This is a genomic window from Mesorhizobium sp. M2A.F.Ca.ET.046.03.2.1 (assembly GCF_003952425.1).
GTDB lineage: Bacteria > Pseudomonadota > Alphaproteobacteria > Rhizobiales > Rhizobiaceae > Mesorhizobium.
This window is the reverse complement of record NZ_CP034449.1, coordinates 5,730,713-5,754,525: the sequence shown is the minus strand read 5'-3', so window position 1 is coordinate 5,754,525 and position 23,813 is coordinate 5,730,713. Positions and strand designations below refer to the sequence as shown.

Here is a 23,813-nt window from a genome sequence, read left to right as displayed (position 1 = left end):
TACAGTTCTACGGGGAGAAGGTGCCCGAAGGGAGGATGAGGGGCAGCGCCACGCCTTTTTAAGTTCGCGCCGCCCCTCATCTGCCTGCCGGCATCTTCTCCCCGTAGAACGGGGAGAAGGACGCTAATCGCTCAAAACCTCTCCAGCCTCGCCCTCACCTTCCCCAGAAACGCCGCCCGGCTCTTCGGCGTCGACGAATCCATCAGATAATGCGCCAGGAAGAACGTCTTGCAGCGCGTGGCGCAGAGCGCCCGCATGCCGCGCAGGATCGTCTTGCGGCCGGGCTGGCCGACGACGACGCTCCACCAGGTCGGCGCGCCGCAGGTGGTGATGACGCCGACCTTGGTGACATGCCGCATCAGCGACGTGATCCGCCCCTTGCCGGCCGGCAGCTTGAAGGCGATGTCCGTCGCCCAGACACGGTCGAACCAGCCCTTCAGCATCGCCGGCAGGCCATACCACCAGGTCGGATAGATGAAGAGGATCGCTTCTGCCCACATAAGAAGATCGAAGTGCGGCTTGAGCGCCGGATCTTCCGGCGCCCGGTCATTGTAGAAGCGTCGCTCCTCGCAGCTCATCACCGGATCGAAATTCTCGGCATAGAGGTCGAGCAGCCGCACGTCCCAACCCTTCGTCTTCAGCACCTCGACGGCGGTGTCGCGGATCGCCGCGCAGTAGCTTTCGGGAACCGGATGGCAATAGACCACCAGCACGCGCATCAGAATTGATCCATGCTGGCCGCGACCTTTGCCATGAACGCGTTGCGCGTCTCGTCGGTCGAAAGGTTCATCGAATAATGCGCGAGATAGGAGACTGGAGCGCCGGGCAGAATCGTGGCCCGCAGCATGCGCTTGACGATCTTGCGCGGCGGGTCGCCCATCAGCATGGCGCGAAAGCGGCTGCCGCCATAGGTGGTCACGGCGGCGAGCTTGCGGATGTTGTGCAGCGTCGGCCGTACCTTGCCATCGACCAGCTTGAACGACACGCCTGGCAGGAAGACGCGGTCGAAAAAACCTTTCAGGATCGCCGGATAGCCGTAATTCCAGACCGGGAAGGACAGCACCAGCGCCTCGGCATTTTGCAATCTTTCGATGTAGCCGGCGACTGCGTCTGCAGGACTGCGCTGGTCGTGATAGCCAAGCCGCTCAGTCCGCGTCAGCCGCGGATCGAAATCCTCCGCATAGAGATCGCAATCGTCGACCACGTGGCCAGCCGCCGCGAGCCGCTCGACGATCGTCCGGTGCAGGCCGGCATTGAAGCTGGTCTCCACCGGATGGGCGTAGAGCACGAGGATGTTCATCAGCCCGCCTCTTGCAGGCCCTTGAACAGGAAGGGCTTGCCCGAGCGGTAGTCGTAGGCGGGGTTTTCCCAGGCGATCATCTTGCCGGGATTGAGCAGTCCTTGCGGATCGGTCTCGCGCTTGAAGGCAAGCTGCACATCATCCGTACGCTTCATGCCGCCCTCTTCCAGCGTGTAGCGGTGCGGGTTGAAGATCCAGCAGCCATTGTCCTCGTGGACGCGGATGATCTCGTTGAGCCGCTCTTCCGTGGTGTAGCGCACCAGCGGCAGGCCGGCCGCGCCAATCGCGCCGTCGAAGCGGATGAACTCCAGATGCGCCGGCACCTCGTCGCCGAAGCGCTCGACCATCGCCTTGACATGGGCGAGATGATCTGGCGACGGATAGCGCGCCTGCAGGTAGGTGATCGTCGGATCGACCCGGATCGCCCGTAGCGTCGTGTGGTTCCAGGTCAATTCATAGGCCGGCGGCAATCCTTTGAGATCGGCCTCCTGGTCGGCCCGAAACACGATCTCGCCCCTGGTGCTGCGGACAAAGGCGACAAAAGCGTCCATCGCGTGCGGCGCGATCATGCACACCACGATGCTCTGCTCGCGCCGGAAGAATTTCTGGTGCCGCTTGAAATAGTCGTAAGGAATGGGCGCGGCGATCGGCGTGATCAGCTTCGCCAATATCCCGTCCTGCACGGCGAGGTCGTTGCCGAAGCCGGCCGCCTCCATGAAATCGTCGAAGCCGACAATGACGTCGATCCAGTCGTAGGAAGCCGTCAGCGGCATCTCGACCTCGGTGATGATACCGTTGGTACCATAGGCATGCATGACCTTGAGCACCTCTTCGCCGGTGAGCTCCATGACGCGCGGCTCGGCTTCCATGGTCACCGTTCGCAGTCGGATGACATTGCCGAGGTCGCGCAACCCGCCCCAGCGGATCGAGCCGATGCCGCCTGAGCCGCCGGCGATAAAGCCGCCGATCGAGGCGGTGTTGTAGGTCGAGGGCGACATGCGCAGTTCCTGGCTGGAATGCGCCCGCGTCGCCTTGTCGATCTCGGCCAGAACGGCGCCAGGCCCGGTCACCACGCGTCCCGGCGCGATCGTCTTGATCGCGTTCATCTCGGCGAGGTTGAGCACCACGCCGCCCGACAGCGGCATCGCTTGCCCATAATTGCCGGTGCCGCTGCCGCGCGGCGTCACCGGGACACCGTGCCGGTGACATGCTGCGAGCACGCGGATCACCTCGTCCTCATTCTTCGGCGTGACGATGAGATCGCCTTTGACATGATCGAGCTGTGCCTTCAGCACCGGGCTGTACCAGTAGAAGTCGCGGCTCTTCTGCTGGACGATCGCCGGATGGTCGTCGATCTTGATCCCGTCGAGATCGCGCTTCAGCGCTGCGATATCCATCATCACACCATCAATTCGTCGAGTTCGGCATAATCGGGCAGCTGGCGTTCGATCGCCCTGCCGTCGCGCACCACGATGCGATCCGATTCGGGCCGCGACAGCAATTCGGTCCAGCTCCGTCCCTTGAAGACGATGAAATCGGCGCTGCCGCCGACGGCAAGCATCCCAGCGTCATCGAGCCGCATTACCTCCGCCGGCGTCGCCGCCACCGCCTTCGGCCAGTCGCCGACCGGATGGTCGAAATGCAGGATGCGCGTCGCCATGCGGTAGACTTCCAGCATGTCGAGATCGCCATAGGCGTAGAACGGATCGCGCGTGTTGTCGGACGCGACCGCAACCTTGATGCCGCGCGCCTTCATCTCGTGCAGCAGCGTCACCCCGCGCCAGCGCGGTGTCGTTTGGTTGTTGCGGCGGTCTTGCAGATAGAGGTTGCACATCGGCAGCGACACCACGGCGATCCGCGCCTTCGCCACCTTATCCAGCGTATCAAGAACCTCGAGGTCCGACTGCCGCGCCAGCGAGCAGCAATGGCCGACCAGGATGTTGCCCTCGAAACCGTTCCAAAGCGACGCCTCGGCGATCTTCTTCAGCGAGATCGCCGCGACATCGTCGGTCTCGTCGGCATGGAAATCGAGGTCGAGCCCGTGCTTGATGGCTTCAGCGAAAACCTGGTCGAGCAGTTCTTCGAGGTCCGGCACCATATAGGTGACGACGCCGAGCACGCCCTTGGCCGCGGCGACGCGCTTGGCCAGCCGCTCGAACCAGACCTTGTCGCGCACGCCTTCGATGCCGAGCAGGCAGGCGGCCTGCAGGTCGATCCGCCCGCGCCATTTTTCCCGCATCGCCTCGAACACAGGCCAGGAGATTTCTTCCTGCGGCGGCATGCTGTCGAGATGCGTGCGCACCGCCTTGGTGCCATGCGCATAGGCCGAGCGCAGCGAGAAATCCATGCGCCGCGCGACGTCCTCCGCGCTCCAGCGCGCGGTCCGGTCGGCGCCGGTGGAATTGAGTGCGCCCATGAAGGTGCCGTCCGGATTGGGCTTTCGCGGCCAGATATGGCCCTTGTCGATATGGGTATGGCAATCGACGAAGCACGGCAGAACGATCCGGCCGGCGAGGTCGATCGCATCGGCCGGCATGTTGCATTTGCCGCGCGCTGCAATGCTCGCGATCTTGCCGTCGGCGACCACCAGATCGGCCAGCGCGAAACCGTCCGCGTCGAACGGTGCTGTAAGCCCGGGCGTCAGCGAACGGTGAACGCGGGCATTGGCAAGCTGGTAAGAACCAGAGGCAGGTATCAAGATCTGGCCCTCTTCGTGATTTCCTCTGCGGCGCCAACCACCCTAATGCTCCTGCTTGAGGGCGCTCTCGTGCCAGCGGCGCAGGATCAGATGCGACACCAGCGACAGCACCAGGAAGATCAGGATGCCGGTCAGCGAGATCAGGATCAGCGCCGCGAACAGGCGCGGCGCGTTGAGCCGGTAGCCGGCCTCGATGATGCGCGAGGCAAGCCCGGACGACTGCCCCTGCGCGCCGGCGACGAATTCGGCGACCACGGCGCCGATCAGCGACAGGCCGCCAGCGATCTTCAACCCGCCGAGGAAATAGGGCATCGCCGCCGGCAGGCGCAAATAGCGCAATTGCTGCCAGCGTGTCGCGCCGTTGAGCTTGAACAGGTCGCGCAGGTTCCGGTCGACCGAGTTCAGCCCGAGCGTGGTGTTGGAGAGGATCGGGAAGAAGGCGACGATCCAGGCGCAGAGCAGCAGTTTGACGGTCTGGTTGTTCACATAGATGTTGATCAGCGGGAAGATGGCGACGATCGGCGTCACCTGCAGCACGATGGCGAAGGGGAAGAACGACATCTCCATCCATTTCGACTGTGCGAACAGCACCGCCAGCCCGACGCCGCCGATGACGGCGAGCAAAAGGCTGAGGAAGGTGATCCTGAGCGTCACCAGCAGCGAGGAGAACAACAGGCCGGCGTCGCTGTGCAGTGTCTGCAACACCACGCCCGGCCGCGGCAGGATGTATTGCGGGATGTCGTTCCAGACGCAGACGCGATCCCACAGCCAGATCGCCAGCACCATGATCGCCAGCGGCAGCACCCATTTGCCAATGCGCTCAAGACGCTCCTGGCGGGCGCGGCGCGCCTCCTCGGGGTCGAGCTTCAATGCAATGTCATCAATGGCCGTCATGGTGCGGTCCGGCGGTTGAGTTGATGGCGTCGACCAGCACGTCCGAAGCCTGCCGGCAAAGCGCGGCATAGTCGGGTGAGGTCCGGAACACCTCGTCGCGCGGATAAGGCGCGCTGATGGGGAGCTCGCCGAAAACGCGGCCCGGCCGCGCGGCCATGACGACGACGCGGCTGGACAGGAACACGCTTTCGAAGACGCTGTGGGTGACGAAGACGACGGTGAAACGCTCGTCCTGCCACAGCTCCAGAAGGTCGTTGTTGAGCTTGAAGCGAGTGATCTCGTCCAGCGCCGCGAACGGCTCGTCCATCAGGAGGATGCGCGGCTTCGTCACCATGGCCCGCGCGATCGACACCCGCATCTTCATGCCGCCGGAAAGCTCGCGCGGCACGGCATTTTCGAAACCGGTGAGATGGACCCGCGCCAACATCTCCATCACCGCCGGCGCAGCCTTGGCCCGCGACACGCCCTTGAGCCGCAGCGGCAGCCAGACATTGTCAAAGACGCTCGCCCAAGGCAGCAGCGTCGGCTCCTGGAAGACGAAGCCGATGTTCGAGCGGTCGATCGAGCCGCGCCAGTCGAGCTGGCCGGAGGTCGGCGTCGATAGGCCTGCGATCAGCCTGAGCGCGGTCGACTTGCCGCAGCCGGACGGGCCGAGCAGGCTCAGGAAATCGCCTTCGCGGATCGCGAGATCCACCTTGCTCAGGGCCGTCACGCCATTGGAAAAGACCTTGCCGACATTGCGCAACGAAAGCAGCATCGGGGCCTCGCCCGATGCCGTCGGCGTCTCAGCCACTTTCTCCTGGATCATCTCAGGCAGGCCGCCTTACTTCTTCAGCTCCAGCCCAACGCCCTTGTTGATGAAAGCCAGCGTGTAGGCCTTCTTGATGTCGATGCCCGGCTGCGCGACCTTGGCCTTGACCATCTTGTCGTAAAAACTCTGGATGCGCGCGTCGGTCATGGCGCCGATGCCGAGCTTTTCCGAATCGCCCGAATCGACGACGCCGAACTTCTTCAGCTGCTCGATCGAGAAGGCGATCTGCTCATCCGTCATGTCCGGATTGTCCTTCTTGATCATGTCGTTGGCGGCTTTGTTGTCGCCGTAGAGATAGTTGTACCAACCCTTGGCCGAGCCATCGACGAAGCACTGCACGACCTCCGGCCGCTTGTCGATCGTGTCCTGCATAACCTCGACCGTGGTCGCATAGGTTTCCCAGCCATAATCGGCGAGCAGGAACTGGTTCGGCACGAAGCCGCCCGCCTTCTGCACCGCAAAGGGCTCGGACGTGACATAGCCCTGCTGGATCGACTTCTTGTTGGCGATGAAGGGCGCCGGGTTGAAGGTGTAGGGCACGCGCTTCGCTGCATCGAAACCGAGCTCGGTCACCATCCACTGGAAGAAGGTCTGCGCGCCCTCGTCGCCGAGGATGTACTGGTCGGCGTTCTTGAGGTCTTCCCACTTGTCCAGCCCCTGCCCCGGCTGGGACATGAGGACCTGTGGGTCTTTCTGGAAATCGGCGGCGACGACGCGCATCGGGATGCCCTGCTGCACAGCGTCGAAGGCCGACAGCAGATTGCCGCCCATGTAGAAATCGATCTTGCCGGCAAGCAGCATCGGCCGACCGCTGACCTGCGGGCCGCCCTGCATGATGGTGACATCGAGGCCGCAGGCGGCGTAGGTGCCGTCGGCAACGGCCTGATAGTAGCCGCCATGCTCCGGCTCGGCCAGCCAGTTGGTGCCGAACGTTACCTTCTCGTTCGCGGCAGCAGCCAGCGTGCCCGCCACCAGCAAGGCGATCGACCCCGCCAGGATCTTCCCATTTCCGATCATAAACTCACCCTCTCTTGGCCCGGGCGCGCAACGCGCTGAGCTCGACACCATTGATTCAAGAAGCAAGACACATGCCACCGCCTGGGCCGCCTGCTTGTGCGACAGTCATTGCCGAGACCGGACGGGTCATGCCGTACGCGAGGCATCGTGCCTATTTTTTGGACGCCTGTCCATAATCGCCCGGGAGGCATGCACCGCATCTTGAAGGTTTCATGAATCGAGCCTTAGTCTGCGGGCGCACAGGAGAATGCCATGCTGAAATACCTCGCCCCCAAGGCCATCAAGCCGCCCTTCGCCCGCTACAGCCACGGCGTTGAAATCCCCGCCGGAAAACGCCTGGTGCTGTGCTCCGGACAGCTGGGCATCAGCCCGGACGATGCCGTACCGGAGGATGCGGGGGCCCAGACGGAGCTTTGCTTCAAGAACATAGCCGCGATCCTCAGCGAAGCCGGGCTCACCTTGAACGACATTGTGCGCATCAACGCCTTCGTCACCGATCGTGCCCACCTGCAGCCCTATATGGATGTCCGCAACCGGCTCTTTTCCGATCCGGCGCCGGCCTCTACGCTGATGATCGTCTCCGGCTTCGCCCGCCCGGAATTCAAGGTCGAGGTGGAGGTTTTGGCGGCAGGATAGCGTTGCCCGTAGCCAATAAGCGCATTACACCGACCGGTGCGGACGGAGAGCAATCGGAGACTAAAGTGGCCAAAAGACGTGTGTGGTGGGGCGATTACCGGACGACCGAATACGCCTCGATCGACGCCGAGGCGACGATTGCCGTGCTGGCGGTGGCGGCGATCGAGCAGCATGGCCCTCACCTTCCGGTCTCGACCGACACCTCGATCATGATGGGCATGCTGGAGACGGTGATCGCGCGGCTGCCCGACGATCTCGACATCCGCATCCTGCCGGTGCAGGCGGTCGGCAAGTCGAACGAGCACCTGCATGCGCCGGGAACGCTCACTCTGCCCGCCACGACCTTGGCCGACGCCTGGACCGAGCTTGGGCTGTCGATCGCGCGCGCCGGGGTGAGAAAGCTGATCATCGTCAATTCGCATGGCGGCAATGAAGAGATCATGGGCATCATCTCGCGCGAATTGCGTGTGCGCGCCAAGATGCTGTCGGTGAAGACGAGCTGGCAGCGCTTCGGCCGCCCGGCCGGCATGTATACCGAGCTCGAAGACCGTCACGGCATCCATGGCGGCGATGTCGAGACCTCGCTGATGCTGCACTTCCGGCCCGACCTCGTCGACATGAGCAAGGCCGACAATTTCGTCTCCAATGTCGCCCGCGCCGAACAGGAATTCGCCCTGCTGCGCCACACCGGAACGCATGCCTTCGCCTGGATCGCCAGCGACCTCAACCCCAACGGCGTGGTCGGCGATGCCTCGATCGCCACCGCCGAGAAGGGTCGGCTCACCGCCGAGCATCAGGCAGACGGGTTCATCAATCTGGTGAAAGACGTCCGTAAGGCAAAGCTTTCAGAATGGCTGTCCTAGCGGGTCGCTCTTCTACCCCTCGATAGGGAGCTCGAAGGGTATCCCTTCGAAAGCATCCGCGCCGCGCCCGATCGCCTCGATCGCCGCGATCATGCGGCCGTCCCGCTGAAGCAGCATGTCGGCAACCGCGATTAGCCGTGGATTGGGCGTCGCTGTCGGCGACAGGAAGCGCAGCGCCTTCGCGAGTTCCATCTCGTCACGCTGCGGCGCCAGAGCCGCCGCGATGATATAGGCCGAAGCAGTCGAGCGGCTGACGCCGGCATAACAGTGCACGACCAGCGGCCTCACGCGATCCCAGCGATAGGCGAAATCCAGCAAGGCCCGCACATGCTCCTCGCCCGGCATCGTCATGCCTTCCTGCGCCACGGCGATGTCGTGCATGACGAGATGCAGATGGTTTTCCGCCAGGATCGAAGCCGGGCGCGCCACTTCCGTGCCCGCGGCAAGCAGTGACAGCAAGCGCTGCGCGCCGGTCCTTGCCACGGTCTCGTCGACCTTCGACAGCGAACAGACATGGATCATTGTCCGGACTCCTTCGGCGCATCCTTACGCCGTGCGGCCCAGGCGGCAAGGGCGCTTTCAAGGCGCTGCCATTCTGGTTCGCTGCCCGGCAAGCCGATGCGCAGGACCCCGGGACGCTCGGCGAAATGGCGGACCAGCACGCCCTGCTCGCCGAGTGCCGAAAACAGGCCCGGTGCACCCGCGAAAGACAGATAGCGGAAAAGCGAGGTACCGCCGGAGACCGGAACGTCGAATCGGCCAAGCAGGATGTCGAGGCGACCGGCATCCTGTGCCAGGCGTTGCCGCATATCGGCCTGCCATGCCGCATCCGACAAGGCGCGGATGCCATATTCGAGCGCCGGACCGGCCACGGCCCAAGGCCCCAGTTGCGCATCCAGCCGCTCGGCCGTCAGCGCATCCGTCAGCGCGAAGCCAAGCCGAACACCCGCCAGGCCAAAAAACTTGCCGAACGAGCGCAGCACGACAATGCCGCCCTCCCCGACATTGCCGGCCAGGCTATGCTCGACCGGGCCGACATCCATGAAGGCCTCGTCGACGACGAGCAGCCCACCCTTGGCGTGAAGCAGCGCCGCGAGGTCAAGCAGGCGCGGCTTTTCGATCACTCGCCCGTCCGGATTGTTAGGATTGACCAGCACCGCGAGGTCCGCCTCGGCCAGCGCGTCGAAGTCGCTGACTTCCGCGACCGCATGGCCGGCAATAGCTGCGGCGCGGGCGTGTTCGGCATAGGTCGGGCCGAGCACCAGCACCTTGCCGGGCCGTACCAGCGAAGCCACGCGCGGCAGCAGAATTTGCGTGCCGGGCGCCGCCGCCACATGCGCCGCAGATGGCGCGCCGTAGGCCGCAGCCGCAATTTCGGCCAATTCGCGCAGTTGTCCTGCCTCCGGCAATCGGGTCAGGGCGGTGGCGGGCAATTCGAAAAGCGGATAGGAGTGCGGGTTGATACCTGTCGAGAGGTCCACGAAAGGTTGTGGCGCATGAGGAAAAAGCGCGCTTGCCCGGCCGAGGCTGCCGCCATGATCAACCGCCGCGATCGCGCCGCTTAGAAGCTTCATGTCTATCCTGATCGCTTTCCTGTCACTCGCCGTCGAACGGGTCCTCGGCTATCCGGACTGGCTGTTCAACGCCATCGGCCATCCGGTCACCTGGATCGGCAGGCTGATATCCTTTCTCGATCGCCGGCTCAACCGCGCCACAGATTCCGACGAAATCCGTCGCCGCCAGGGTGTGCGGGCGTTGCTCATTATCTTGCTGGTGCCTGGCCTCATCGGCTTTGCGCTGCATGTCCTGCTCTGGCTGATCTTCCCGACGGGTCTGGTCATTGCAGCCGTCCTCGGTTCCGCGCTGCTGTCGCAGAAAAGCCTCGCCGAGCATGTCGAGGAGGTCGCGGATGCGCTGGAGACCGGCGGCCTGACGCTTGGCCGCATCGCCGTTTCCCGTATTGTCGGCCGCGATCCTGAAAAGTTGGACAAGGCAGGCGTCGCCCGTGCCGCGATCGAAAGCCTGGCCGAGAATTTCTCCGACGGCATCGTCGCGCCCGCCTTCTGGACCGGCGTCGGTGGTCTCGCTGGCGGCGCTGCCTACAAGGCCGCCAACACCGCCGATTCGATGATCGGCCACCGCACGCCGAAACACGAAGCCTTCGGCCGTGCGGCCGCCCGCTTCGACGATCTGATCAACCTGCCTGCATCGCGGTTGACCGGCCTGCTCATCGTGCTGGCGGCCTTCCTTGTCCCGGGCGCGGATCCCCGTAGCGCCTGGCAAGTCATGCGGCGCGATGCCAGGAAACACCGCTCGCCCAATGCCGGCTGGCCGGAGGCGGCGATGGCCGGCGCGCTGGGGCTGTCACTCGCCGGTCCGCGCAGCTATGGCGGCGAGGTCGTCGAGGACGCCTTCATGGGCGAAGGCGGCCGCCGCGAGGCCGAGAGCACCGACATCCGCCAGGCGCTGAAGCTCTATCGTGTCGCCGACTGGCTGCTGCTTGGCCTGTTCGCGGTGCTGTCGGCGATCGTGATCTACCTGAGCATTTCGATCAGCGGCCAAGGCGCCAGCACACCTTAGAACTCGATCCCCTGCTGCGCTTTGACGCCCGCCGAGAAATGGTGCTTGGTCAGCCCCATTTCGGTGACGAGATCGGCCGCCTCGACGAGCAGCGGCTTGGCGTTGCGGCCGGTGACGATGACATGCAGATCGCCCCGACGCGCCTTCAGGGCCACGACCACCTTTTCCAGGTCGAGATAATCGTAGCGTAGCGCGATGTTGAGCTCGTCGAGCACCACGAGGCTGATCGACGGGTCGGCCATGAGTTCGAGCGCCTTGGCCCAGGCGGCTTCGGCGGCGGCGATGTCGCGCTTCAAATCCTGCGTCTCCCAGGTGAACCCTTCGCCCATCGCATGCCAGACGACGCGGTCGCCAAAGGCCGCGAAGGCGTCCTTCTCGCCGGTGTGCCACTTGCCCTTGATGAACTGGACCACGCCGACGCGCTTGCCGTAACCCAGCATCCTCAGCGCCAGGCCGAAGGCGGCAGTGGTCTTGCCCTTGCCCGGCCCGGTGTTGACGATCAGCAGTCCTTTCTCGATCGTCTTGCCGGCAACCTCGGCATCCTGCACCGCCTTGCGCTTGGCCGTCTTGGCGCGATGGCGCTCGGCGTCCCCCTCGTTAATCATCTTGTCTTCGACCATGTCATTTCACCTTGAGCGGCAGCCCCGCCACCATCATCAGCACATTGTCGGCCACCGCCGCGACCTGCTGGTTGAGCCGTCCGGCAGCATCGCGGAAACGGCGCGCCAGTGCATTGTCGGGCACGATGCCGAGCCCGACTTCGTTGGAAACCACGAACCAAGGCCCGCGCGGCCGCGACAGCACATCCGCCAGCTGCCGGCATTCGGCCTCGACATCATGTTCGGCCAGCATGTGATTGGTGAGCCACAAAGTCAGGCAATCGATCAGAACCGACTGGTGATCCGGCAAGGCTTCGATCGCGCCCACCAGGTCGAGCGGCGCATCGACGGTGACCCAGCCCTCGCCACGCCGCGACCGATGCAGCGCGATGCGCTCACGCATCTCTTCGTCACAGGCCTGCGCCGTGGCGATGTAGGCCCACGGCGACGGATGGGCGATCGTGAGGCTCTCGGCATGCGAACTCTTGCCCGAGCGCGCACCGCCCAGGACCAAAGTTAATTTGCGATCGGAAGCTTTGTTGCCGCTCGCGGCTGTCGCGCCGGTCATTCGCTGTCTTGGTCCTTAGATGAAATCTTGCGGCAGCCAACGGCTGACGGGGCGCGACTTTAGGCAGAAGCACAACCACCGGCAAACCAATTTCCGCCGTGTCCCGGCGCGATTGCGGCAAGCGTCTCGGCGCTAAGAAGCGGCGATCCGCGCCGCGACCAGCTGCTGCAGCCGCCACAAATGAGCGTCGTGGATGCCGCGCAGCTCGAGATTCCTCACGGTGTTGTAAAGATAGTCGGCGCCCGAGCCCCAGTGGCCGCAGGACGTCGCGAGCCTCTCGACAACATCCTCCTCGGTGAGCGGGCCGGCATAGGTAGTACCCTGCCGGTTGATAACGAAGGCCAGCGCCCGCAACGGACCGGCATCGCTCGTCATATTGATCAAGCGCGGATGATAGCTGGTCGGCTTCAGCGTCGCCTCTCGCCGCAGCAGCCTGTCGAGTTGCTCGCGCCGGTCGCCATCGCCGAGCCGAAAGGCGACGCCCTTGCATTGTCCGCCACGGTCCAGCGCCATCATCAGGCCCGGGCTTTCCTTGGTGCCGCGCCAACGCGTCATCTTCATGCAGAAGGACCTGTGCCAGCCGCGCAGCAGGGCCACCCGCTCCTCGACATGCTCGATCTCGGGTTTCCAGATCAGGGAGCCGTAGCCAAACAGCCAAAGCGGTTCGTCGGCGGGAAGCTGAGCCTCCAGCATGCGCACCATTGCGTCATAGTCCGCGTCATCCAGATGCTCGGCGTCAGGATCGGGCCCGCTGTCCTCGACAACGCGAAAGCAGCGGGCGACCAGTTCCTCGGTAAGCGACATGGTTCTTGGCAGCATGCGCGCGACCTTAAGGTTCCTGCGCCGGCGCTACAATCCGCGAGGGCCGGCAATTGACAACAGCTTTGCCCGGGTGTCGGCTGTCGTCACCCGGAGAAGCCGATGCAGCCCAATCCGAGCGAACGCGATCCTTACAACGGCCTGACCAGCCTCCAGCCGACCTTGCCGTCGGCGGCCTATTGGGATGCCGACGCCTACCGGTGCGATCTGGACGCCATCTGGTACCGAAACTGGCTGATGGTCTGCCGAGAGGCCGATCTCGCCGAGCCGCTTGCCTTCCGAACGGTCCGCATCGGCAGCCAGGAAATCTTAGTTCTGCGCGACGAGACCGGGGCCTTGCGCGCCTTCCACAACACCTGCCGGCATCGCGGCTCGCAGCTTTGCCAGGACAGCGCCGGGCGGCTGAAGGCCAGGCTGCTGACCTGCCCCTACCACGCATGGTCCTATTCGCTGCGCGGCGATCTCGTGCGCGTGCCGTCGAAATCGCTGCCCGAGGGCTTCGACAAGGCCGACTATCCGCTCTATCGCGTGGCGCTCTCGCTCTGGCGCGGCTTCGTCTTCATCAACCTCGCCAAGGAGCCCGAAGGCTCGGCGGAAAGCTCGTTCGATCGCGCCTCCGGCGATCTTTCCAATTGGCCGCTGGAAACGCTCATCACCGGCCACCGGCTCACCAAGGTGATGAATTGCAACTGGAAGATCTTCTGGGAGAACTTCAACGAGTGCCTGCACTGCCCGGGCGTGCACAAGGATCTGTCGCGGCTGGTGCCGATCTACGGCCGCGGCCTGATGGCAAGGCATGACGATCCCGAATGGGCGCGCCACGCCGACAATGACGATCCGGAATTTTCCGGCCGCCTGCGCGCCGGCGCCGAAACCTGGTCGCGCGACGGCCACGTCCATGGCCCGGTCTTCCCGAGCCTGACCCCGGCCGAACGCGCCGCGGGCCAGATCTATGCGACCTCATTGCCCTCGATGTTCATCGTCGCACATGTCGACTACATGCGCACCGTGCGGCTCGCCCCGCTCGGCCCAGAGCAGACCGAGCTCACCGCGGAATGGCTGTTCGCGCCGGAAGCGCTGGGAAAGACCGATATCGACAACATCGTCGCCTTCGGCACGCAGGTGCTGGAGGAAGACGCCGCGATCTGCGAGGTCAACCAGAAAGGCCTGCGCTCGATACGCCACGAAGTCGGCGTGCTGATGCCGGAAGAATACGAGCTGCACCGCTTCCACAACTGGGTACGCGGCTGTCACGCGGCGTTCAAAACGCCTTTGGCAGATAGCGCCAGGTGACGAAGCCGCAGAAGGCCGCCAGGATGCCGAGCGTGACGAACACCGATCCCAGGCCGAAGAAGGTGAGCACCACCGAATAGACGAGCGGCGGCGTCAGCTCGGAGAAATCGAGATAGGTGCGGTAGACCGCCGCCATCTGCGCCTTCTCGTACGAACGAACCGAGCGCATGAAGGCGGTTGAGCCGAGCGCGTCGAGGGCGATGGTGAAGAGCGCGCCGAAGAGCAGCAGCGCGGCCGTGAGCAGCGGAGCGGCCTCGCCGATACCGCCTGCCGCGAACAGCATGGCCGCCATGGCGAAATAGGCGAAGGTCATGACCCGGCGCCCGCCGAAACGCCTGCCGGCCCTGCCCCAGAAGATCGCCATGAACAGAAGCGCATTGCCGGCTGAAACCAGCAGGCCCCCGGCAAGCTTGCCCTCGCCGGTGATCACCATGAACAGCGGGCCGTAGACGAAGAACGTCGTCCAGAAGCAGGAGCGGCCGAAGGCGATCAGCCATGCAAGCCAGAGCCTCGGCTGCTTCACGAAGCGGCCGATATTGGCGAGCGGATTGCCGGGACGCGACTTGCCGGGCCGGATCGACTGGTTGTCGCTCAACCGGTAGAACCAGAACAGGCAAAGCAGCGCGAAGGCAAAGACCACGACCGCGCCATGCGCGGCATAGATGCCGAAATGCGTGTAAAGGAAGATGCCGAGCGTCGGCCCGCCAGTCCAGGCAAACATCGACCAGGCCATGCGCAGCGATTCCGCCTGCATGAAGTCGGTCTTGCGGATGTGGTCCATGATGTAGAGGTTGAGCGTGATCGACAGCGCGCTCGCCCCCATGACGCGGCAGAGCATGCCGGCGAGCTGTCCGGGCAGCGTGTGGGTGACGAAGAAGGCGGAGCCGATCGACAGCAGCACGCAGCCGGCCGTGTAGACCCATCGCCGCGCGAAGCGGCGGATCAGCATCGGCATGAACAGCGTCACCGAAAGGCCCATCAGCGACACGATGGTGTAGAGGATCGAGACGATCCGCTCATTGTGCAGGATCTCGTAGGCTTGGATCGGGATCACGCTGGAGATCGTGGCGCGGGCGAAGGATTCCATCGCATAGAGCGAGGCGAAGGTGCGCGCATCCGCCGGCCGCAGGGCCGGAAGCCAGATCGGATGGCGCACATGGGTGGACATCGGCCCTCCGGGACGTGAATCGCTCCCCAAATCTGGCCGGACCAGCAGCCGACCAGTAGCAGGAAACCGACCCCCGGAGGCCGAAAAGCGAAGCCTGCCAAAGGCTTTCCGCCGCTGGCCTAAAGCGAAATTTCATGGCTGCCATGAAACGCATTGATGGCGCCTGCTTCTGTCGTCGGCTTGAACCGTGATAGTCGTTTGGCACGACTGAATCGGATTGCCTGACGATGAGCCTTCAAACGACCAGCGAACCCGTTCAGGACGCGACCAAGCAGGGCCGTATCGCCGCCTTCGACATCCTGCGCGGCGTCGCGCTGATCGCGATGGCGAGCTACCACTTCACCTGGGATCTTGAGAATTTCGGCTATACCGCGCCCGCTTTGACCGCATTCGGCTGGTGGAAATTCTATGCGCGCTGCATCGCCTCGACCTTCCTGTTCCTGGTCGGCGTCAGTCTCTTCCTCGCCCATGGCCGCCAGATCCGCTGGCCAGGCTTCTGGAAGCGCTTCGCCATGGTCGCCGTGGCGGCGATCGCCATTTCGGCAGTCACTTATTTCGTCACGCCGGACGGTTTCATCTTCTTCGGCATCCTGCACGAGATCGCGCTCGCAAGCCTGCTCGGCCTCGCCTTTCTCAGGCTGCCCTGGCTGCTGACGGCAATCGTCGCTGCCGCTGTCATCGCAGCTCCCTACTATCTGCGGTCGGAATTCTTCGATCATCCGGCGCTGTGGTGGGTCGGCCTCTCCGCCACAAACCCGCGTTCCAACGACTATGTGCCGCTCTTTCCCTGGTTCGGCGCAGTGCTTGCCGGCATCGCCGCGGTCGAGCTGGCTTCCGTCACAGGCCTGCTTGCCCGGCTGGGGACATGGATACCGGGCCGCTGGTCGAACCCGCTGACCTTCATCGGCCGCCACAGCCTCGCCTTCTACCTCATCCATCAGCCGCTTCTGTTCGGCTCGGTCTGGCTGTTCTCGCAAGTCATGCCCGCCGCCCCCCAGGACAAGGAGGCCGGTTTCCTGCCGGCTTGCCAGGCGCAGTGCGAACAGCAGCGCGACAGCAAGTTCTGTACGAGCTATTGTGGCTGCATGCTGGACACGCTGAAGGGCGAAGGGTCTCTCGACAAGCTCTACGCCAACGACCAGTCCAGCGTCTGGAAATCGCACCTGTCCGATCTTGCGGAAACCTGCACCGCCGCGACCGAGGACCAGATGCAGGGAGGGCAGCAATGACGGGCATCGCAAAGCCCAGACACGGGATCATTCCCTGGCCGCCGATAATCTATGTCGTGGCGATCGCAGCGAGCGTCGTCCTCGGCATGCTCTATCCGCTGCCCTGGATCGGCGACATTTTTGGCGATCTCCTGTTCGGCGTCGGCTGGGTGGCACTGTTCGGCGTCGCCATGCTCTGGATCACGGCCATCCGCGCCATGTTCAAGGCCAGGACGACGCTCGACCCCAATGCCGAGCCCGACCACCTGGTGACGTCGGGTCCTTTCGGCATTACCCGCAACCCGATGTATCTCGCCAACACGCTGCTCTTGATCGGCGTCGCCTTCATCACCGGCATCGCCTGGTTCCTGATCTTCGCCTTCCTCGCCGCCTTCGCGACGCAGAAGCTGGCGATCGAGAAGGAGGAAAAGATCCTGGCGGCGAAGTTCGGCAAGAAATATCGGGACTATGCCAAGCGGGTCCGGCGCTGGATTTGAGGTTGAGTGGCCTGGCGATTAGCCTGAGCGTTCGGGACGTCGTCATCCTCGGGCTTGACCCGAGGATCCATCGCCGTGACCTCCGTCATAGAGCGCAACGGCGCAGAATTCTGCAATCGTTGCACGCCTTAGCGTCACGGCATGGATCCTAGGGTCTGCGCGCGTCGCTTCGCTCCTTGCTCCGCCCTAGGATGACGAATTCAGAAGGCTCCAGCCAACCGCCATCGGCAGCCATGCCTACGTATTCACACCCAGTTCAGCCAGCCGCTCCACGCAGGATTCCTCGGCCTGGTCGAGCTCGGCCAACGTCTCTTCCAGGTCGCGCCGCTTCTGGCGCAGATCCTCGCGCTTTTCCTCGATACGCCGGATCATCAGCTTTAGCTGGCCGACCTCGCCGGGCGGCTCCTTGTACATCTGGATGATCTCGCGGATCTCGTTGATCGAGAAGCCGAGCCTTTTTCCCCGCATGATCTGACGGATGAGATGCCGGTCGGACGGCCGGAATAGCCGCGTGCGGCCGCGTCTCACCGGCTGCACCAGCCCTTCGTCCTCGTAAAAACGCAACGTCCGCGTCGACACGTCGAACTCCCGTGTCAGCTCGGTGATCGTGTAATATTCCCGCATTCCCACTCCCAAGCCAAGGCATCGCCACGTTCAGCGTCGCCCTTCCCTACTGTGATACCCATGCAGCGCCGGAATCGGCACCTGACCCCGCGGCAGCCTCGCACGGCATTTACGTAAAAGTCAATTGAAGCGACTTTCGCCAAAGGACTGTCGAGATTCAGGTCAGGCCGAGTCGAAAATGGTGGTTTCTGAGAACCGGAGCGGAGCGTACTTGAAGTACGTGAGCACCGGAAGCGCAAGAGACCGCCATTTGCAGGCCGGCCTCACCTGAATATCGACTGTCCTAGGGCACTCTAAACCACCACGTCGCCAACCCCAGAAAGGCGAAGAAGCCGACACAGTCGGTGACGGTGGTGACGAAGACGGCCGAGGCAACCGCCGGATCGATCTTGAAACGATCAAGCACCAGCGGGATCAGGATGCCCGCAAGTGCCGCGGCGAACATGTTGATGATCATCGCCGCCGCGATGATGCCGCCCAGATTGGGGTCGCGGAACCAGAATCCGGCGACCATGCCGATCAGCACCGCGAACACCACGCCGTTGATGAAACCGACGCCGAGCTCGCGGCGAATGATGCGCGCGGAATTGTAGATATCGAGGTCCCTGGTCGCCAGCGCCCGCACGGTGACGGTCATGGTCTGCGAGCCGGCATTGCCGCCCATGCCGGCGACGATCGGCATTAGCACGGCAAGCGCCACGATATGCTCGATCGTGCGGTCGAACAGGCCGATCACCGACGCGGCGAGGAAGGCGGTCAGCAGATTGACCAGCAGCCAGGGCACGCGCGAGCGCGAGGTAGCGAGCACGGTGTCGGACAGTTCTTCGTCGCCGACGCCGCCCATGCGCAGAAGGTCTTCTTCCGCCTCCTCCTGGATGACGTCGACCACGTCGTCGATGGTGAGCACGCCGACCAGCCGCCCGTTCTCGTCGACCACGGCGGCGGAGAGCAAATTATATTGCTCGAACTCGCGGGCCGCCTCTTCCTGGTCCATCGTGGCCGGGATCGCGTGCAGCGTCTCATGCATGACCTCCTCGACCTTGACCGCGCGCCTGGTGCGCAGGATCTGATCGAGGTCGATGGCGCCGAGCAGCTTGAAGCTCGGATCGATGACGAAGATCTGGCTGAAGCGCTCGGGCAGGTTCTTGTCCTCGCGCATGTAGTCGATGGTCTGGCCGATCGTCCAGAACGGCGGCACGGCGACGAACTCGGTCTGCATGCGCCGGCCGGCCGTCTCTTCCGGATAGTCGAGCGCGCGGCGCAGCCTGATGCGCTCGGTGAAGGGCAGCTGCGACAGGATCTCGTCCTGGTCTTCCTTCTCGAGGTCCTCGAGAATGTAGACGGCGTCATCGGAATCGAGCTCCTGCACCGCCTGCGCGATCTGCGCGTTGGGCAAATTGTCGACGATGTCGAGGCGGATCGCCTCGTCGACCTCGGTCAGCGCGGAGAAGTCGAAATCGGAGCCAAGCAACTCGACCAGCGCGCGGCGCTGTTCGGGATGAAGCGCCTCCAGCACGTCACCGAGTTCCGACTGGTGCAGGTCGTCGACTTCGCGCTTGAGGGTGATCGTGTCGCGGTCGGCGATCGCCGCGCCGATCTGGGCAAGGAAGGAGGCGCGCACGGCACCGTCCTCGCCATAGATGTCGGCGTGATGCTCCTCGGCGGGCGCGACGTCGGTCGTCTGTCTGTCCTGGCCTTCCACCAGCGCCTCCCGCATCGAGGAATCTCGAAATGAGGTCTAGCGCATGACCCCGCAAACCGGAAATCGCTTTCGGAGAAATCCCAGACCTTTGCAGCAGATAGCGCGGCTACAGGATTCGTCTTGATAAGATGTCGCGCTAGAGCCCGGAATAGCCGAAGAAATATCGCGGCAATCCTGCTCACGGAATCGCTTACCTACCCCATGTCGCCGCTGTGACAATACCTCCAGCCGACGCGACAGCGCATGTCGCTGGGGATAGAGCACCCCTTCCCCGTTGAGGCAGAATTGTCATGACAGGGTCCGAAGAGGCCGACGAATGGGTGGAATCGAAAAGGTGAGCGGCAGGCCTTGAACCTCGCGTCGCGGAAAACGGAAGAAACAGCTGGCGGGCAGCGCGTTCGCGTGGTCGTCGCCGAACGCAATCCTTTCGTCGTTTCGGCGCTGCGCGAAATGCTGGAATGCGACGGCCGCTTCGATCTGCTCGGTGTTGTGCACAGCGGCGCGCAATTCCTGGATATGGCCACTGCCACACAGTTCGATGTCGCCGTCGTCGGCTGGAAGCTCGCCGACATGGACGGCGCCGACGTGCTGACGGAAGTTCAGAGCCGCGAGCTTGGCGTGCGCATCACGATCTTTTCCAACGACCATGACATCGGCATCCTGAAGCAATGCGTGCGCCTCGGCGCTCAAGGCTATTGCTTCCAGTTCGACGAGGCGCCGGTGATCTTCGAGACGATCCTGGCGGTCGCGCATGGCCGCATCTGCATTCCCTATATCGACATCAACAAGGTCAACGACACGCCCTTGTCCCGGCTCACCGTGCGCGAGCGGGAACTGCTGGCGGTGCTGTCCGACGGCTGGACCAATTTGCAGATCGCCACGCGTACAGGGATTTCCGAGAACACGGTGAAATACCACCTGAAGAATCTCTACGACAAGCTGGACGTGCGCAATCGCGCCATGGCCGTCGCACTCTATTCCAGCGAGAAACAACGCACGTCCAAATCGCCTGTCGGGTAGGCCGATCGGGTAGGCCAGACGGGTAGGTCCATCCCACCCGCAAGGGCCAACAACCTACCCGGCAAGGTGTTGTTGGCGAGCCTCGCCAGGACGAAACTTCCTCCACAATCAAAAACGATCGGAGGAATTTCGCATGGCTGGGTTCACGCATCTTTTCATCCCGGGGCCCACCAACATTCCGGAGCAGGTCCGGCAGGCCATGAACCTGCCGATGGAGGATATGCGCGCCGCCTCCTTCCCCAGCCTGACGCTGCCGCTGTTCGAGGACATCAGACGAGTCTTCAAGAACGAGACCGGCCGCGTCTTCATCTATCCGTCCTCCGGCACTGGCGCCTGGGAAGCGGCGATGACCAACGTGCTCAGCCCCGGTGACAAGGTGCTGATGTCGCGCTTCGGCCAGTTCTCGCATCTGTGGGTCGACATGGCCGAGCGCCTCGGCTTCGAGGTCGATGTCATCGATTGCGAGTGGGGCACCGGTGTTCCGCTCGACCTCTATGCGGAGCGGCTGAAGGCCGACAAGGCGCATCGCATCAAGGCAGTGTTCTGCACGCAGAACGAGACAGCGACCGGCGTCACCAGCGACGTTGCCGGCTGCCGCGCCTCGCTCGATGCGGCGAACCACCCAGCGCTGCTTTTCGTCGACGGCGTCTCCTCGATCGGCTCGATCGATTTCCGTCAGGAGGAATGGGGCGTCGACTGCGCCGTCAGCGGTTCGCAGAAGGGCTTCATGCTGCCGGCCGGCCTCGGCTTCCTGTCGGTCAGCCAGAAGGCACTTGCGGCTTCGCGGATCGCCACGCACCGGCACTGCTACTTCTCCTTCGAGGACATGATCCGCACCAACGACGCGGGCTATTTCCCCTACACGCCGGCGACGCAGCTGCTGCGCGGCCTGCGCGCTTCGCTCGACCTCATCGCCGAGGAGGGGCTGGAGAACATCTTCGCCCGCCACCATCGGCTGGCCGAAGGCGTGCGCAAGGCGGTCGACGCCTGGGGCCTGAAGCTCTGCGCCAAGGCGCCGCAATGGCACTCCGACACGGTCAGCGCCATCCTGGTGCCGGAGGGCATCGACAGCGCCAACGTCGTCAAACGCGCCTACAGCGCCTACCAGACATCGCTTGGCGGCGGCCTCAACAAGGTTGCCGGCAAGGTCTTCCGCATCGGCCATCTCGGCTGGCTGAACGAGGTGATGGTGCTGGCCTCGCTGTCGGCGGCCGAAATGACGCTGCTCGATTGCGGCGTGCGCCTGGCGCCGGGCTCGGGCGTCGCCGCGGCGATCGAGCACTTCCGCCGCACGGCCGAAATGCCAGTCGCCAAGGCGGCATAAGGGGCGCGCCATGAGCCACACCATCAACCACCTGAAGAAACTCAGGCTCCAGCGCAGCGAGCTGGCCGTTCCGGGCTCCAGCCCGGAGATGATCGACAAGGCGGCGAACAGCGCCGCCGACTTCGTCTTTCTCGACATCGAGGATGCGGTGGCGCCGCCCGACAAGGAGCGCGCCCGCAAGAACATCATCCAGGCGCTGAACGACATCGACTGGCGCGCCAAGGGCAAGACCGTCTCGGTGCGCATCAACGGCCTCGACACCCATTACATGTACCGCGACGTCGTCGACGTCATGGAACAGGCCGGCGACAAGCTGGACACCATTCTGGTGCCGAAGGTCGGCGTGCCCGCCGACCTCTATATGGTCGAGGCCATGGTCAACCAGATCGAGATGGCCAAGGGCTTCAAGACCCGCGTCGGCCTGGAAGCGCTGATCGAGACGGCGCTCGGCATGGCCAATGTCGAGGCGATCGCCGCCACGCCGGGGCGGCTGGAGGCGATGCATTTCGGCGTCGCAGACTATGCCGCGAGCAACAAGGCGCGGACCGTCAACATCGGCGGCCTCAACCCCGACTATCCCGGCGATCAGTGGCATTTCGCGCTGTCGCGCATGACGGTCGCTTGCCGCGCCTATGGCCTGCGCGCCATCGACGGGCCGTTCGGCGATTTCTCCGATCCCGGAGGCTACAAGGCGGCCGCAAGGCGCGCCGCCGCGCTCGGCATTGAAGGCAAATGGGCAATCCACCCTTCGCAGATCGCTTTGGCCAACGACGTGTTTTCGCCGCCGGAGAAAGAGGTCACCCGCGCCCGCCGCATCCTCGAGGTGCTGAAGGAGGCGGAGGCGCTGGGCAAGGGCGCAGCCGCGCTCGACGGCAAGATGATCGACGCCGCGTCGGAACGCATGGCGCGCAATGTGCTGGTGGTCAACGAAGCGATCGAGCGCGCCGGCCAGGTTCACGCCGCGCAGTAAAAAAAAACTGGGAGGACAAGATGGACATCCACGAATACCAGGCCAAGGAACTGCTTGCCCGCCACGGCGTGCATGTGCCGCGCGGCGGCCTCGCCTACAGCCCCGAGCAGGCGACCTACCGCGCGCGCGAGATCGGCGGCTCGAAATGGGTGCTAAAGGCGCAGGTTCATTCCGGCGCGCGCGGCAAAGTCGGCGGGATAAAACTCTGCTCGAATGACGAGGAGATCTCCAACGCCGCGGAAGCCATGCTCGGACGCAAGCTGGTGACGCAGCAGACCGGCCCGCGCGGCAAGCTGATCTCGCGCCTCTATCTGGAGGAAGCCGTCGACATCGCGCAGGAGCTCTATCTCGGCTTTGTGCTCGACCGGAAGGAAGAGCGCGTCATGATCGTGGCGTCGGCAGCCGGTGGCATGGAGATCGAGGACATCTCCGAAAAGCAGCCGGATTCCATCATCCGCGCCACCGTCGATCCCGGTGTCGGCATGCAGGGTTTTCAGGCGCGCGAGATCGCCTTCGGCCTCGGGCTCGAAAGCGGCCTGATCGGCAAGGCGACGGAAACCATCCTCGGCTGCTACCAGGTGTTCCGCGACTACGACGCCTCGATGCTGGAGATCAATCCGCTGGTGGTGACGCGCGACGGCAGCCTGGTCGCGCTCGACGCGAAGATGTCGTTCGACGAGAACGCGCTGTTCCGCCGCCCGGAAATCTCCGAGCTGCGCGACAAAAGCCAGGAAGACCCGCGCGAGACCTTCGCCAGCGACCGCGGCCTCTCCTATGTCGGTCTGGACGGCAATATCGGCTGCATCATCAACGGCGCTGGCCTCGCCATGGCGACGATGGACATGATCAAGATCGCCGGCGGCGAGCCGGCCAACTTCCTCGACATCGGCGGCGGCGCCTCGCCGGAGCGCGTGGCAAAATCCTTCCGCGCCGTGCTCGGCGACAAACAAGTCGAGACCATCCTGGTCAACATCTTTGCCGGCATCAACCGCTGCGACTGGGTGGCCGAAGGCGTCATCAAGGCGATCCGCGAGGTCGGCGTCGACGTGCCGTTGGTGGTGCGCCTTTCCGGCACCAAGGTCGAGGAAGGGCGCAAGATCCTGGCCGACTCCGGCGAGGCGGTGATCGTCGCCGACACGCTGGCCGAGGCCGCCGAAAAGGCAGTCGCCGCCTGGCGCGAAGCCACCAAGAACAAGAAAGCAGCCTGAGGGAGGTCGAGAAA

General features: G+C 64.0%; 25 protein-coding genes. 10 read left to right on the top strand and 15 right to left on the bottom strand.

Going from position 1 to position 23,813, the window contains the following annotated elements:
* Positions 1–131: 131 nt before the first annotated feature.
* From EJ072_RS27405 to EJ072_RS27375, 7 genes are read right to left on the bottom strand one after another with little or no spacing between them, the layout of a single operon-like run.
* The gene (locus EJ072_RS27405) at positions 132–719 is read right to left on the bottom strand and encodes an NAD(P)H-dependent oxidoreductase (RefSeq protein WP_126082146.1); all 588 of its coding nucleotides are present in this window, start codon (positions 717–719) and stop codon (positions 132–134) included.
* Entirely contained in the window at positions 719–1,300 is a 582-nt protein-coding gene (locus EJ072_RS27400) for an NAD(P)H-dependent oxidoreductase (RefSeq protein ID WP_189342016.1), read from the bottom strand. Before EJ072_RS27400 ends, EJ072_RS27405 begins: the two co-directional genes overlap by 1 nt.
* Positions 1,300–2,697 (bottom strand): FAD-binding oxidoreductase, encoded by a 1,398-nt coding sequence (locus EJ072_RS27395; protein ID WP_126083762.1) that lies wholly within the window; start codon positions 2,695–2,697, stop codon positions 1,300–1,302. Before EJ072_RS27395 ends, EJ072_RS27400 begins: the two co-directional genes overlap by 1 nt.
* 2 nt (positions 2,698–2,699) lie before the next feature.
* A complete protein-coding gene (locus tag EJ072_RS27390) occupies positions 2,700–3,998 on the bottom strand; it encodes a cytosine deaminase (protein WP_126082144.1) in 1,299 nt (432 codons plus the stop codon).
* A gap of 42 nt (positions 3,999–4,040) precedes the next feature.
* On the bottom strand, positions 4,041–4,892 hold the full coding sequence (locus EJ072_RS27385; protein WP_126082143.1) for an ABC transporter permease: 852 nt from the start codon (positions 4,890–4,892) through the stop codon (positions 4,041–4,043).
* On the bottom strand, positions 4,879–5,700 hold the full coding sequence (locus tag EJ072_RS27380) for an ABC transporter ATP-binding protein (RefSeq protein ID WP_126082142.1): 822 nt from the start codon (positions 5,698–5,700) through the stop codon (positions 4,879–4,881). Before EJ072_RS27380 ends, EJ072_RS27385 begins: the two co-directional genes overlap by 14 nt.
* A gap of 15 nt (positions 5,701–5,715) precedes the next feature.
* Positions 5,716–6,720 (bottom strand): ABC transporter substrate-binding protein, encoded by a 1,005-nt coding sequence (locus tag EJ072_RS27375; protein ID WP_126082141.1) that lies wholly within the window; start codon positions 6,718–6,720, stop codon positions 5,716–5,718.
* Positions 6,721–6,972: 252 nt separating this feature from the next.
* On the opposite strand from EJ072_RS27375, the gene EJ072_RS27370 reads away from it, so the two are divergent.
* Both EJ072_RS27370 and EJ072_RS27365 read left to right on the top strand, forming a co-directional pair.
* The gene (locus EJ072_RS27370; protein ID WP_126082140.1) at positions 6,973–7,356 is read left to right on the top strand and encodes a RidA family protein; all 384 of its coding nucleotides are present in this window, start codon (positions 6,973–6,975) and stop codon (positions 7,354–7,356) included.
* 65 nt (positions 7,357–7,421) lie between these two features.
* Entirely contained in the window at positions 7,422–8,219 is a 798-nt protein-coding gene (locus EJ072_RS27365) for a creatininase family protein (RefSeq protein WP_126082139.1), read from the top strand.
* Positions 8,220–8,231: 12 nt separating this feature from the next.
* Here the strand turns inward: EJ072_RS27365 and EJ072_RS27360 are convergent, their stop codons facing one another.
* Together EJ072_RS27360 and cobD are read right to left on the bottom strand one after the other, a co-directional pair.
* Positions 8,232–8,741, bottom strand: a complete 510-nt coding sequence (locus EJ072_RS27360; RefSeq protein WP_126082138.1) for a tyrosine phosphatase family protein — start codon at positions 8,739–8,741, stop codon at positions 8,232–8,234.
* Positions 8,738–9,793 (bottom strand): threonine-phosphate decarboxylase CobD, encoded by a 1,056-nt coding sequence (cobD, locus tag EJ072_RS27355; RefSeq protein ID WP_126082137.1) that lies wholly within the window; start codon positions 9,791–9,793, stop codon positions 8,738–8,740. The genes EJ072_RS27360 and cobD overlap by 4 nt, the downstream gene beginning before the upstream one ends.
* Between cobD and cbiB the strand changes: the two genes are divergently transcribed.
* Positions 9,792–10,799, top strand: coding sequence for an adenosylcobinamide-phosphate synthase CbiB (cbiB, locus tag EJ072_RS27350; protein WP_126082136.1), 1,008 nt, complete (start codon positions 9,792–9,794; stop codon positions 10,797–10,799). The genes cobD and cbiB overlap by 2 nt on opposite strands.
* Here the strand turns inward: cbiB and cobO are convergent.
* From cobO to EJ072_RS27335, 3 genes are all read right to left on the bottom strand, one after another.
* On the bottom strand, positions 10,796–11,419 hold the full coding sequence (cobO, locus tag EJ072_RS27345; RefSeq protein WP_189343106.1) for a cob(I)yrinic acid a,c-diamide adenosyltransferase: 624 nt from the start codon (positions 11,417–11,419) through the stop codon (positions 10,796–10,798). The two genes, cbiB and cobO, sit on opposite strands and share 4 nt — an antisense overlap.
* Before the next feature lies 1 nt (position 11,420).
* On the bottom strand, positions 11,421–11,966 hold the full coding sequence (gene cobU, locus EJ072_RS27340) for a bifunctional adenosylcobinamide kinase/adenosylcobinamide-phosphate guanylyltransferase (RefSeq protein WP_126082135.1): 546 nt from the start codon (positions 11,964–11,966) through the stop codon (positions 11,421–11,423).
* Positions 11,967–12,098: 132 nt separating this feature from the next.
* A complete protein-coding gene (locus tag EJ072_RS27335; RefSeq protein WP_126082134.1) occupies positions 12,099–12,785 on the bottom strand; it encodes a gamma-glutamylcyclotransferase in 687 nt (228 codons plus the stop codon).
* A gap of 102 nt (positions 12,786–12,887) precedes the next feature.
* Here EJ072_RS27335 and EJ072_RS27330 point away from each other — a divergent pair, with 102 nt between their 5' ends.
* Entirely contained in the window at positions 12,888–14,078 is a 1,191-nt protein-coding gene (locus tag EJ072_RS27330) for an aromatic ring-hydroxylating dioxygenase subunit alpha (protein WP_126082133.1), read from the top strand.
* Here EJ072_RS27330 and EJ072_RS27325 read toward each other — a convergent pair.
* Positions 14,047–15,246 carry an MFS transporter gene (locus EJ072_RS27325; protein WP_126082132.1) on the bottom strand — a complete coding sequence of 400 codons (1,200 nt, stop codon included), beginning with the start codon at positions 15,244–15,246 and terminating at the stop codon, positions 14,047–14,049. The genes EJ072_RS27330 and EJ072_RS27325 overlap by 32 nt on opposite strands.
* A gap of 227 nt (positions 15,247–15,473) precedes the next feature.
* Here EJ072_RS27325 and EJ072_RS27320 point away from each other — a divergent pair, with 227 nt between their 5' ends.
* Together EJ072_RS27320 and EJ072_RS27315 are read left to right on the top strand one after the other, a co-directional pair.
* Complete coding sequence (locus EJ072_RS27320) at positions 15,474–16,475, top strand: DUF1624 domain-containing protein (protein ID WP_126082131.1); 1,002 nt, start codon at positions 15,474–15,476, stop codon at positions 16,473–16,475.
* A complete protein-coding gene (locus EJ072_RS27315) occupies positions 16,472–16,951 on the top strand; it encodes an isoprenylcysteine carboxylmethyltransferase family protein (RefSeq protein WP_126082130.1) in 480 nt (159 codons plus the stop codon). The genes EJ072_RS27320 and EJ072_RS27315 overlap by 4 nt, the downstream gene beginning before the upstream one ends.
* 237 nt (positions 16,952–17,188) lie before the next feature.
* On the opposite strand, the gene EJ072_RS27310 is transcribed toward EJ072_RS27315, so the two are convergent.
* Together EJ072_RS27310 and mgtE are read right to left on the bottom strand one after the other, a co-directional pair.
* A complete protein-coding gene (locus EJ072_RS27310; protein ID WP_095815511.1) occupies positions 17,189–17,575 on the bottom strand; it encodes a MerR family DNA-binding transcriptional regulator in 387 nt (128 codons plus the stop codon).
* 283 nt (positions 17,576–17,858) lie between these two features.
* The gene (gene mgtE / locus EJ072_RS27305) at positions 17,859–19,292 is read right to left on the bottom strand and encodes a magnesium transporter (protein WP_126082129.1); all 1,434 of its coding nucleotides are present in this window, start codon (positions 19,290–19,292) and stop codon (positions 17,859–17,861) included.
* Between the two features lie 387 nt (positions 19,293–19,679).
* Here mgtE and EJ072_RS27300 point away from each other — a divergent pair, with 387 nt between their 5' ends.
* From EJ072_RS27300 to EJ072_RS27285, 4 genes are all read left to right on the top strand, one after another.
* The gene (locus tag EJ072_RS27300; RefSeq protein WP_281059483.1) at positions 19,680–20,297 is read left to right on the top strand and encodes a response regulator transcription factor; all 618 of its coding nucleotides are present in this window, start codon (positions 19,680–19,682) and stop codon (positions 20,295–20,297) included.
* Between the two features lie 133 nt (positions 20,298–20,430).
* Entirely contained in the window at positions 20,431–21,621 is a 1,191-nt protein-coding gene (locus tag EJ072_RS27295; protein ID WP_126082127.1) for an aminotransferase class V-fold PLP-dependent enzyme, read from the top strand.
* 10 nt (positions 21,622–21,631) lie between these two features.
* Positions 21,632–22,591, top strand: a complete 960-nt coding sequence (locus EJ072_RS27290) for a CoA ester lyase (protein WP_126082126.1) — start codon at positions 21,632–21,634, stop codon at positions 22,589–22,591.
* 20 nt (positions 22,592–22,611) lie between these two features.
* The gene (locus tag EJ072_RS27285) at positions 22,612–23,799 is read left to right on the top strand and encodes a malate--CoA ligase subunit beta (RefSeq protein WP_126082125.1); all 1,188 of its coding nucleotides are present in this window, start codon (positions 22,612–22,614) and stop codon (positions 23,797–23,799) included.
* The last annotated feature ends 14 nt before the right edge of the window (positions 23,800–23,813 follow it).

Excerpts from the sequence above, each read along its gene's own strand:
- EJ072_RS27400 (WP_189342016.1), bottom strand. The coding sequence starts at position 1,300 with ATGAACATCCTCGTGCTCTACGCCCATCCGGTGGAGACCAGCTTCAAT.
- EJ072_RS27370 (WP_126082140.1), top strand. The coding sequence starts at position 6,973 with ATGCTGAAATACCTCGCCCCCAAGGCCATCAAGCCGCCCTTCGCCCGC.
- EJ072_RS27285 (WP_126082125.1), top strand. The coding sequence starts at position 22,612 with ATGGACATCCACGAATACCAGGCCAAGGAACTGCTTGCCCGCCACGGC.
- EJ072_RS27380 (WP_126082142.1), bottom strand. The coding sequence starts at position 5,700 with ATGATCCAGGAGAAAGTGGCTGAGACGCCGACGGCATCGGGCGAGGCC.
- EJ072_RS27360 (WP_126082138.1), bottom strand. The coding sequence starts at position 8,741 with ATGATCCATGTCTGTTCGCTGTCGAAGGTCGACGAGACCGTGGCAAGG.
- cobO (WP_189343106.1), bottom strand. The coding sequence starts at position 11,419 with ATGGTCGAAGACAAGATGATTAACGAGGGGGACGCCGAGCGCCATCGC.
- cobD (WP_126082137.1), bottom strand. The coding sequence starts at position 9,793 with ATGAAGCTTCTAAGCGGCGCGATCGCGGCGGTTGATCATGGCGGCAGC.
- EJ072_RS27320 (WP_126082131.1), top strand. The coding sequence starts at position 15,474 with ATGAGCCTTCAAACGACCAGCGAACCCGTTCAGGACGCGACCAAGCAG.
- EJ072_RS27295 (WP_126082127.1), top strand. The coding sequence starts at position 20,431 with ATGGCTGGGTTCACGCATCTTTTCATCCCGGGGCCCACCAACATTCCG.
- EJ072_RS27330 (WP_126082133.1), top strand. The coding sequence starts at position 12,888 with ATGCAGCCCAATCCGAGCGAACGCGATCCTTACAACGGCCTGACCAGC.
- EJ072_RS27375 (WP_126082141.1), bottom strand. The coding sequence starts at position 6,720 with ATGATCGGAAATGGGAAGATCCTGGCGGGGTCGATCGCCTTGCTGGTG.
- mgtE (WP_126082129.1), bottom strand. The coding sequence starts at position 19,292 with ATGCGGGAGGCGCTGGTGGAAGGCCAGGACAGACAGACGACCGACGTC.
- EJ072_RS27310 (WP_095815511.1), bottom strand. The coding sequence starts at position 17,575 with ATGCGGGAATATTACACGATCACCGAGCTGACACGGGAGTTCGACGTG.
- EJ072_RS27405 (WP_126082146.1), bottom strand. The coding sequence starts at position 719 with ATGCGCGTGCTGGTGGTCTATTGCCATCCGGTTCCCGAAAGCTACTGC.
- cobU (WP_126082135.1), bottom strand. The coding sequence starts at position 11,966 with ATGACCGGCGCGACAGCCGCGAGCGGCAACAAAGCTTCCGATCGCAAA.
- EJ072_RS27290 (WP_126082126.1), top strand. The coding sequence starts at position 21,632 with ATGAGCCACACCATCAACCACCTGAAGAAACTCAGGCTCCAGCGCAGC.
- EJ072_RS27395 (WP_126083762.1), bottom strand. The coding sequence starts at position 2,697 with ATGGATATCGCAGCGCTGAAGCGCGATCTCGACGGGATCAAGATCGAC.
- EJ072_RS27315 (WP_126082130.1), top strand. The coding sequence starts at position 16,472 with ATGACGGGCATCGCAAAGCCCAGACACGGGATCATTCCCTGGCCGCCG.
- EJ072_RS27335 (WP_126082134.1), bottom strand. The coding sequence starts at position 12,785 with ATGCTGCCAAGAACCATGTCGCTTACCGAGGAACTGGTCGCCCGCTGC.
- EJ072_RS27325 (WP_126082132.1), bottom strand. The coding sequence starts at position 15,246 with ATGTCCACCCATGTGCGCCATCCGATCTGGCTTCCGGCCCTGCGGCCG.
- EJ072_RS27385 (WP_126082143.1), bottom strand. The coding sequence starts at position 4,892 with ATGACGGCCATTGATGACATTGCATTGAAGCTCGACCCCGAGGAGGCG.
- cbiB (WP_126082136.1), top strand. The coding sequence starts at position 9,792 with ATGTCTATCCTGATCGCTTTCCTGTCACTCGCCGTCGAACGGGTCCTC.